Source organism: Xanthomonas sp. NCPPB 1128 (genome assembly GCF_001043115.1).
Taxonomy (GTDB): domain Bacteria; phylum Pseudomonadota; class Gammaproteobacteria; order Xanthomonadales; family Xanthomonadaceae; genus Xanthomonas_A.
Genome location: NZ_LFME01000004.1, coordinates 192,126 through 202,199, shown reverse-complemented (window position 1 = coordinate 202,199; position 10,074 = coordinate 192,126). Strand labels below are relative to the sequence as shown.

Below are 10,074 nucleotides of genomic sequence, written 5' to 3'. Positions count from 1 at the left end.
CAGCGGATCGCCGATCTGCTGCCGCTTGGCTTCCCGTTCGTGACCGGCAAACAGGCTGATCATCATGGCCTCCTCGGCGTGTCCTTTAAGCCAATGATGCCAAAGCCGAGGTTTTTAGAGGTGCCCTGAAGTCGCTCCCACGGGAGCGATCCAGCGCCGCTGTTGTAGGAGCGGCTTCAGCCGCGACAGCTTTCCCGGTAATGCCTGTCGCGGCTGAAGCCGCTCCTACAGCGGCAGGGCGCGCAGCAGGCGCGATAAGTGTGGGGAGGGATTCGGCCCCAACCCCTGCCCAGGCAGCGCCTCAGGGTTTCATACGTCGCGACTGAAGTCGCTCCCACGGGAACGATCCAGCGCCGCTGTTGTAGGAGCGGCTTCAGCCGCGACAGCTTTCCCGGTAATGCCTGTCGCGGCTGAAGCCGCTCCTACGGATGTTCATCCATACCGGACCTATGAGCGATTCTGTCCAGGTCGCTACAGCCCCGCTCTTACGAATCCCCAATCCCGAATCCCCAATCACTGCTTCAAGTAGTCCAACGTCACCTGCAGCATCGCGCGCAGGCCGACATCCAGGGCGGTCTCGTCGAGCAGGAACTGCGGCGAGTGGTTGCTGGGCGCAGTCGCCGGGTCGATGCCGGGGCCGGTGGCGCCGACGAAGAAGAACATCGACGGCACCTGCTGCGCGTAGAACGAGAAATCCTCCGCGCCCATCTGCAGCGGCGGTTCGTAGACGTTGCCGGCGCCGACCACCGCCTGCAGGCTGGGCAGCATGCGCGCGGTCAGGGCCGGGTCGTTGACCGTGGCCGGGTTGCCGTCCTGGTCGGGCACGTGCGCTTCGGCCTTGGCGCCATGGGCGGCGGCGGTGTGTTCGGCCACGGTCCTGAGGTCGGCGAAGATCTGCTGGCGCATGCCCTCGTCGAAGGTGCGGATGGTGCCGACCATCTCCACGTCGTCGGGGATGATGTTGTAGCGGATGCCGCCCTTGATCGCGCCGAAGCTGAGCACCGCCGGCTGTTTGGACAGGTTGGCGCGGCGGCTGATCACCGTCTGCGCGGCGCCGATCAGGTCGGCGCTGGTCACGATCGGGTCGATGCCGTTCCATGGTGCCGAGCCGTGGGTCTGGCGGCCGATCACCTTGATGCTGAAGCGGTCCGAGGCGGCCATCAGCGGGCCGCCGCGCACGGCGATCTTGCCGGCCTGGACGCTGGAGAACACGTGCAGGCCGAACATCGCCTGCGGCTTGAAGTCGCGGAACAGGCCTTCCTTGAGCATCAACGAGGCGCCGCCTTCCTCGTTGCCCGGCGCGCCCTCCTCCGAGGGCTGGAACACCAGCATCACCTCGCCCGGCAGCTGCGCGCGCATCGCCACCAGGGCCTCGGCGACGCCGAGCAAGATCGCGGTGTGCGCGTCGTGGCCGCAGGCGTGCATCACCTCCACGGTCTCGCCGCGGTACTCGGCGGTGGCCTTGGAGGCGAACGGCAGGCCGGTCTGCTCGGTCACCGGCAGCGCGTCCATGTCCGCGCGCAGGGCGATCTTCGGTCCCGGCAGCGCGCCTTTGACGATCGCCACCACGCCGTGGTGGGCGATGCCGGTCTGCGGCTTCAGGCCCAGCGCGCGCAGCCGCTCGGCGACCTTGGCGGCGGTGCGTTCCTCGCGGTTGGACAGCTCCGGGTGCTGGTGGAAGTCGCGCCGCCACTCCACCACCTTGGCCTGCAGCTTGGCCGCGGCGGCGGTCACCTCCGGGCGCTCGGCGCTCTGCGCCCAGGCCAGGGCGGGGACGGCGAACAGCATCGCGGACAGCAGGCGGGACAGGCGCGGCATGGCAAGGCTCCAGGTCGGGACGCAACGGGCGTTCAGTCAATGTAGTGCATCGGCGGCCCGGCAGGGGACGCCGTGGATCCCGCTGCGGGGAAAAAACCCTTGCGAATCCGTGTCAACCGATGCGGCCCCGGTGCGTTGCGAGACCGTGTGATCGGCCCCGCACACGCGCGGCTCTGTCCCTTCAGTCATGGTCCAATCGCAACGCGCCGGCGATATGCTTCCTCGCTCGTCACCAGCCACTGCGGGAGGGCCCTCCACCCCGCCTCGCCACAGGAGTTTCCCCGGATGTCGCGTTTCTGGAAGATTGCGCTGCTGATCCTCGCAGCGGTGGCCGTGGTGGTGGTGGGCACGCGCTTCATGCGCGGCGGCGGGCATCACAAGGGCGGTGGTGCCGGCGACGGCATGGGCGAGGATGGCGACAACACGCCGGTGCCGGTGACGGTGGTCGCCGCGACCAGCCAGACGGTCCCGATCTATGCCACCGCCACCGGCACGGTGACCGCACTGAGCACCGTCACCGTCAGCCCGCAGGTCGGCGGACAGCTGATGAGCCTGAACTTCCGCGAAGGCCAGGAAGTGAAGAAGGGCGAACTGCTGGCGCAGATCGACCCGCGTTCGCTGCAGGCCAGCTACGACCAGGCCGCGGCAAGCAAGCGCCAGAACCAGGCGCTGCTGGCCACCGCGCGCTCCACCTTCCAGCGCTCCGACTCGCCGGCCTACCGCCAGTACGTGGCCAAGACCGACCTGGACACCCAGCGCAACCAGGTGGCGCAGTACGAGGCGGCGGTCGCCGCCAACGACGCGCAGATGCGCGCGGCGCAGGTGCAGTTGCAGTACACCCGCATCCTCGCCCCCAGCGACGGCATCGCCGGTATCCGCGGGGTGGACGTGGGCAACATCGTCAGCACCAGCAGCACCATCGTCACCATCACCCAGGTGCACCCGATCTACGTGACCTTCAACCTGCCCGAGATCCAGCTGCAGGACGTGCGCCAGGCGCAGGCGGCGGCGCCGTTGCCGGTGGCCGCGCTGGACCGCACCGATGCGCATCCGATCGCCAGCAACGGCCAGGTCGACGTGATCGACAACCAGATCAGCGCCGACACCGGCACCTTCAAGGTCCGCGCGGTGTTCCCGAACGACGACCGCGCGTTGTGGCCGGGCCAGTTCGTCAACGTGCGCCTGACCCTGCGCACCGTGGCCGACGGCGTGGTGGTGCCGACCCAGGCGGTGCAGCGCGGCCCCAACGGCGACTACGTGTACGTGGTGCAGGCCGACAACACGGTCAAGATGCAGACGGTCAAGCAGGGCGCGGAAGTGGGCGACAGCCACGTGCAGCTGACCGAAGGCCTGAAGGCCGGCGAGCGGGTGGTCACCGAAGGCCAGTTCCGGCTCAAGCCCGGCACCAAGGTGACCGCGCTGAAGCCGGGCGAGGCACCGCCGGAGCCGACCGAGGCCGAGCTGAAGGCCGCAGAAGGCAAGCAGCAGCAGCGCGGCGGCGGACGCCGCGGCGGCGGCGGGCCGCGCTGAGCGCGCTGCGCCAGCAGGCGACGGCGGCCGTGCAGCGCCCGTGTGGCCGGCACGCAGCCGGTCGCCTGCAGGCGGTGGCGTTCCGGTCCACCCGCGTCGCGGTCGCGGTGCAGGGCCACGACCGCCGCTGATTCCGCCGTCTTTCCCGGTGCCGGCACGGCCGCGCCGGACTCTCACCAGCAAGGATCTTCCCCGTGGGCTTTTCGACGATCTTCATCCGCCGCCCGATCGCCACCACCTTGCTGATGGCAGGCGTGCTGCTGCTCGGCATCCTCGGCTACCGGCAGTTGCCGGTGTCGGCGCTGCCGGAGATCGACGCGCCCAGCCTGGTGGTGACCACGCAGTACCCCGGCGCCAACGCCAGCACCATGGCCTCGCTGGTGACCACGCCGCTGGAACGGCAGCTCGGACAGATCTCCGGGCTGCAGATGATGACCTCCGACTCGTCGGCGGGCCTGTCCACCATCGTGCTGCAGTTCGCGATGGACCGCGACATCGACATCGCCGCGCAGGACGTGCAGGCGGCGATCCGCCAGGCCACCCTGCCCTCGTCGCTGCCCTACCAGCCGGTCTACAACCGGGTGAACCCGGCCGACGCGGCGATTCTCACCCTCAAGCTCAGCTCCGACACGCTGCCGCTGCGCGACGTCAACAACTACGCCGACTCGATCCTGGCCCAGCGCCTGTCGCAGGTGCCGGGCGTGGGCCTGGTGTCGATCGCCGGCAACGTGCGCCCGGCGGTACGCATCCAGGTCAATCCGGCGCAGCTGTCGAACATGGGCCTGACCATGGAGGCGCTGCGCAGCGCCCTCACCCAGACCAACGTCAACGCGCCGAAGGGCTCGCTCAACGGCAAGACGCAGTCCTACAGCATCGGCACCAACGACCAGCTCTCCAGCGCGGCCGAGTACCGCGACACCGTCATCAGCTACAAGAACGGCGCGCCGGTGCGGCTGTCGGACGTGGCCAAGGTGGTGGACGGGGTGGAGAACGACCAGCTCGCCGCCTGGGCCGACGGCAAGCCGGCGGTGCTGCTGGAAGTGCGCCGCCAGCCCGGCGCCAACATCGTGCAGACGGTGGAGCAGATCCGCGCGATCCTGCCGCAGCTGCAGGGCGTGTTGCCGGCCGGCGTGCACCTGGACGTGTTCTCCGACCGCACCGAGACCATCCGTGCCTCGGTGCACGAGGTCAAGTTCACCCTGATCCTGACCATCGGCCTGGTGGTGGCGGTGATCTTCGTGTTCCTGCGCCGGCTGTGGGCCACGGTGATCCCGTCGGTGGCGGTGCCGCTGTCGCTGGCCGGCGCCTTCGCGGTGATGGCCTTCGCCGGCATGTCGCTGGACAACCTGTCGCTGATGGCGCTGGTGGTGGCCACCGGCTTCGTGGTCGACGATGCGATCGTGATGATCGAGAACATCGTGCGCTACATCGAACAGGGCAAGAGCGGCCGCGAGGCGGCGGAGATCGGCGCGCGCCAGATCGGCTTCACCGTGCTGTCGCTGACCGTGTCGCTGGTGGCGGTGTTCCTGCCGCTGATCCTGATGCCTGGCGTCACCGGCCGCCTGTTCCACGAGTTCGCCTGGGTGCTGAGCATCGCGGTGGTGATCTCGATGCTGGTGTCGCTGACGCTCACCCCGATGATGTGCGCCTACCTGCTCAAGCCCGACGCCCTGCCCGAGGGCGAGGACGCGCACGAGCGCACCGCGGCGGCCGGCAAGACCACGCTGTGGTCGCGCACCGTGGGCGTGTACGAGCGCAGCCTGGACTGGGTGCTGGGCCACCAGAAGCTGACCCTGCTGGTGGCGCTGGCGACCATGGTGCTGACCGTGCTGCTGTACGTGGTGATCCCCAAGGGCCTGCTGCCCGAGCAGGACACCGGGCTGATCACCGGCGTGGTCCAGGCCGACCAGAACGTGGCGTTCCCGCAGATGGAGCAACGCACCCAGGCGGTGGCCGAGGCGCTGCGCCGCGACCCGGCGGTGACCGGCGTGGCCGCCTTCATCGGCGCCGGCTCGATGAACCCCACCCTCAACCAGGGCCAGCTCAGCATCGTGCTGAAGCCGCGCAGCGACCGCGACAGCCTGGAAGACCTGCTGCCGCGGCTGCAGAAGGCGGTGGCCGGGCTGCCCGGCGTGGCGCTGTACCTGAAGCCGGTGCAGGACGTGACCCTGGATACCCGCGTGGCCGCCACCGAGTACCAGTACTCGCTCTCGGACGTGGACAGCGCCGAGCTGGCGACCCAGGCCACGCGCCTGACCGAGGCGCTGCGCCAGCGCCCGGAACTGGCCGACGTGGACAACAACCTGGCCAACCAGGGCCGTGCGCTGGAACTGCGCGTGGACCGCGACAAGGCCAGCGCCCTCGGCGTGCCGATGCAGACCATCGACGACACGCTGTACGACGCCTTCGGCCAGCGCCAGATCTCCACCATCTTCACCCAGCTCAACCAGTACCGCGTGGTGCTGGAAGTGGCGCCGGAATTCCGCACCAGCACCGCGCTGCTGAACCAGCTGGCGGTGGCCAGCAACGGCAGCGGCGCGCTGACCGCCAGCAACGCCACCAGCTTCGGCCAGACCACCTCCAGCAACTCCTCCACCGCCACCGGCATCGGCGCGCAGAACACCGGCATCACCGTCGGCAGCGGCGGCACCGTGCCCTTGGCGGCGGTGGCCGAGGCCAAGCAGTCGACCACCTCGCTGGTGGTCAGCCACCAGCAGCAGCTGCCGGCGGTGACGGTGTCGTTCAACCTGGCGCCGGGCTACTCGCTGTCGCAGGCGGTGGCGGCGATCGAGGAGACCCGCGCGCAGCTGCAACTGCCGCCGCAGCTGCATGCCGAGTTCATCGGCAAGGCCGCCGAGTTCACCGGCAGCCAGACCGACGTGGTGTGGCTGCTGCTGGCCTCGGTGGTGCTGATCTACATCGTGCTGGGCGTGCTGTACGAGAGCTACATCCACCCGCTGACGATCATCTCCACGCTGCCGCCGGCCGGCGTCGGCGCGCTGCTGGCGCTGATGCTGTGCGGGCTGAGCCTGTCGGTGGACGGCATCGTCGGCATCGTGCTGCTGATCGGCATCGTCAAGAAGAACGCGATCATGATGATCGACTTCGCGATCGACGCGCGCCGCGAGGGCGCCAGCGCCCACGACGCGATCCGCCGCGCCTGCCTGCTGCGCTTCCGCCCGATCATGATGACCACCGCCGCGGCGATGCTCGGCGCGCTGCCGCTGGCGCTGGGCGACGGCATCGGCTCGGAGCTGCGCCGGCCGCTGGGCATCTCCATCGTCGGCGGCCTGCTGTTGTCGCAGTTGGTCACCCTGTACACCACGCCAGTGATCTACCTGTACATGGAACGCGCCTCCGAGCGCGTGCGCGCCTGGCGCGAGCGCCGTGCAGCGCGGCATGCGGCGGTCGCGGAGGGGCGGGCGTGAGGAGCCGGGAGTCGGGAGTCGGGATTCGGGAGTGGTGCCGCGCGTGCGGCGTCGGGCTTCCGGGCATCCCACATGGAGTCACTGAGCCGGCAGCGCGCAGGAACGCCGCTTCCCGAATCCCCAATCCCGACTCCCCAATCCCGGCCCCATGAACATCTCCGCGCCCTTCATCCGCCGCCCCATCGGCACCGCGCTGCTGGCCATCGGCCTGTTCGTGATCGGCATGATGTGCTACCTGCGCCTGGGCGTGGCGGCGCTGCCGAACATCTCGATCCCGGTGATCTTCGTGCAGGCCAGCCAGGCCGGCGCCGACGCCTCGACCATGGCCGCCACGGTCACCGCGCCGCTGGAGCGGCATCTGGGCCAGGTGCCCGGCATCGACACCATGCGCTCCTCCAGCTCGGAGGGGAACAGCCAGGTATTCATGGTGTTCCAGAGCAGCCGCAACATCGATTCGGCGGCGCAGGACGTGCAGACCGCGATCAACGCCGCGCAGGCCGACCTGCCCTCGGGGCTGGCCACGCCGCGCTACCAGAAGGCCAATCCCAACGACGATCCGGTCATCGCCATCGCCCTTACCTCGGACACGCAATCGGCCGACGAGTTGTACAACGTCGCCGATTCGCTGCTGGCGCAGCGTCTGCGCCAGATCACCGGCGTGGCCTCGGTGGACATCGGCGGCGCTTCCACGCCAGCGGTGCGGGTGGACGTGAATCTGCGTGCGCTCAACGCCATGGGCCTGACCCCTGACGACCTGCGCAATGCGGTGCGCGCGGCCAACGTCACCTCGCCCACCGGCTTCCTCAGCGACGGCGCCACCACCACCGCCATCGTCGCCAACGATGCGGTGGCCAAGGCCGCCGACTTCGGCCAGGTGGTGATCCGCCAGCAGCAGGGCCGCACGGTGCGCCTGCGCGACATCGCCAACGTCTACGACGGCCAGCAGGACGCCTACCAGGCGGCCTGGTTCGGCGGCAAGCCGGCAGTGGTGATGTACGTGTTCACCCGCGCCGGCGCCAACATCGTGGAGACCGTGGACCGGGTCAAGGCCGAGATCCCGATGCTGCGCACCTATCTGCAGCCGGGCACCAGGATGACGGCGTACTTCGACCGTACCCCGACCATCCGCGCCTCGCTCAACGAGGTGCAGGCCACGCTGATGATCAGCCTGGCGATGGTGGTGCTGACCATGGCGCTGTTCCTGCGCCGGCTGGCGCCCACGCTGATCGCCGCGGCCACCGTGCCGCTGTCGCTGGCCGGCGCGGCGCTGGCGATGCACGTGATGGGCTTCACCCTCAACAACCTGAGCCTGCTGGCGCTGGTGATCGCGATCGGCTTCGTCGTCGACGATGCGATCGTGGTCATCGAGAACATCATGCGCCACCTCGACGAGGGCATGTCGCGGCTGGAGGCGGCGCTGGCCGGCGCGCGCGAGATCGGCTTCACCATCGTCTCGATCACCGCCTCGCTGGTGGCGGTGTTCATTCCGATCCTGTTCGCCAGCGGCATGATCGGGGTGTTCTTCCGCGAGTTCACCGTCACCCTGGTCGCGGCGATCTGCGTCTCGGCGGTGGTCTCGCTCACGCTGACCCCGGCGCTGTGCAGCCGCTTCCTGTCCGCGCACGCCGAGCCGGAACGGCCCGGCCGCTTCGGCGCCTGGCTGGAGCGCATGCACGAACGCATGCTGCGCGTGTACACCGTGGCCCTGGATTTCTCGCTGCGCCACGCGCTGCTGCTGGCGCTGACCCCGCTGCTGCTGATCGCGGCGACGGTGTTCCTGGCCGGCGCGGTCAAGAAAGGTTCGTTCCCGGCGCAGGACACCGGCCTGATCTGGGGACGCGCCACCTCCAGCGCCACCGTGTCCTTCGCCGACATGGTCAGCCGCCAGCGCCGCATCACCGACATGCTGATGTCCGACCCGGCGGTGAAGATCGTCGGCGCGCGCCTGGGCAGCAGCCGCCAGGGCTCCAGCGCCAGCTTCAACATCGAACTCAAGCGCCGCGACGAAGGCCGGACCGACACCACCGCGCAGGTGCTGGCGCGGCTCAGCGCCAAGGCCGATCGCTACCCGGACCTGCAGTTGCGCCTGCGCGCGATCCAGGACCTGCCCAGCGACGGCGGTGGCGGCACCAGCCAGGGCGCGCAGTACCGCGTCTCGCTGCAGGGCAACGACAACGCGCAGTTGCAGGAGTGGCTGCCCAAGCTGCAGGCCGCGCTGAAGCAGAACCCCAAGCTGCGCGATGTCGGCACCGACGTGGACAATGCCGGCCTGCGCCAGAACATCGTCATCGACCGCGCCCTGGCCGCGCGCCTGGGCGTGTCGGTCGGCGCCATCGACGGTGCGCTGTACGGCGCCTTCGGCCAGCGCCAGATCTCCACCATCTACTCCGACCTCAACCAGTACAGCGTGGTGGTCAACGCGCTGCCGGACCAGACCGCAACGCCGGCGGCGCTGGACCGCATCTACGTGCCCACCCGCAACGGCACGATGATCCCGCTGACCGCGGTCGCCCATCAGGTACCGGGGTTGGCGCCGTCGCAGATCACCCACATGAACCAGTACACGACCATGGACCTGAGCTACAACCTGGCGCCGGGCGTGAGCACCGGCGAGGGCGATGCGATCATCGCCGCCACCGTGGCCGGGCTGCGCATGCCCGGCGACATCCGCATCGCCGACGGCGGCGGCTTCGGCGTGCAGCTGCAGCCGAACTCGATGCTGGTGCTGGTGCTGGCCGCGATCGTGGTGGTCTACATCGTGCTGGGCATGCTCTACGAGAGCCTGGTGCACCCGGTGACCATCCTCTCCACCCTGCCGGCCGCGGGCATGGGTGCGCTGCTGGCGCTGTGGGTCACCGGCACCGAACTGTCGGTGATCTCGATGATCGCGCTGGTGCTGTTGATCGGCATCGTCAAGAAGAACGCGATCATGATGATCGACTTCGCCCTGGTCGCCGAGCGCGAGCACGGCAAGACCCCGCTGGAGGCCGCGCGCGAGGCCTGCATCGTGCGCTTCCGCCCGATCATGATGACCACCATGGTGGCGATCCTGGCCGCGGTGCCGCTGGCGGTGGGCCTGGGCGAAGGCTCGGAGCTGCGCCGCCCGCTCGGCATCGCGATGATCGGCGGCCTGCTGATCTCGCAGAGCCTGACCCTGCTCAGCACCCCGGCGCTGTACGTGATCTTCTCCTGCCTGCGCGAGCGCTGGTACGCGCGCCGCGCACGCCGGCGCGAGCGGCGCCAGCTTGCGGCGGGGATTCGGCATTAGGGATTTGGGATTCGCAAAAGCGGGCATCCT

4 protein-coding genes are annotated in these 10,074 nt (G+C 69.5%); 3 read left to right on the top strand and 1 reads right to left on the bottom strand.

Annotation, left to right across the window (positions count from 1 at the left end):
• Positions 1 to 513 precede the first annotated feature (513 nt).
• Entirely contained in the window at positions 514 to 1,818 is a 1,305-nt protein-coding gene (locus ACP93_RS05150) for a M20 family metallopeptidase (protein WP_048489694.1), read from the bottom strand.
• Positions 1,819 to 2,103: 285 nt separating this feature from the next.
• On the opposite strand from ACP93_RS05150, the gene ACP93_RS05145 reads away from it, so the two are divergent.
• The 3 genes from ACP93_RS05145 (at position 2,104) to ACP93_RS05135 (ending at position 10,044) form a co-directional block, all read left to right on the top strand.
• Positions 2,104 to 3,348, top strand: a complete 1,245-nt coding sequence (locus ACP93_RS05145) for an efflux RND transporter periplasmic adaptor subunit (protein ID WP_048489693.1) — start codon at positions 2,104 to 2,106, stop codon at positions 3,346 to 3,348.
• A 194-nt stretch (positions 3,349 to 3,542) separates the two neighbouring features.
• Positions 3,543 to 6,776 carry an efflux RND transporter permease subunit gene (locus ACP93_RS05140; protein ID WP_048489692.1) on the top strand — a complete coding sequence of 1,078 codons (3,234 nt, stop codon included), beginning with the start codon at positions 3,543 to 3,545 and terminating at the stop codon, positions 6,774 to 6,776.
• A gap of 148 nt (positions 6,777 to 6,924) precedes the next feature.
• On the top strand, positions 6,925 to 10,044 hold the full coding sequence (locus ACP93_RS05135; protein WP_048489691.1) for an efflux RND transporter permease subunit: 3,120 nt from the start codon (positions 6,925 to 6,927) through the stop codon (positions 10,042 to 10,044).
• Positions 10,045 to 10,074: the final 30 nt, after the last annotated feature.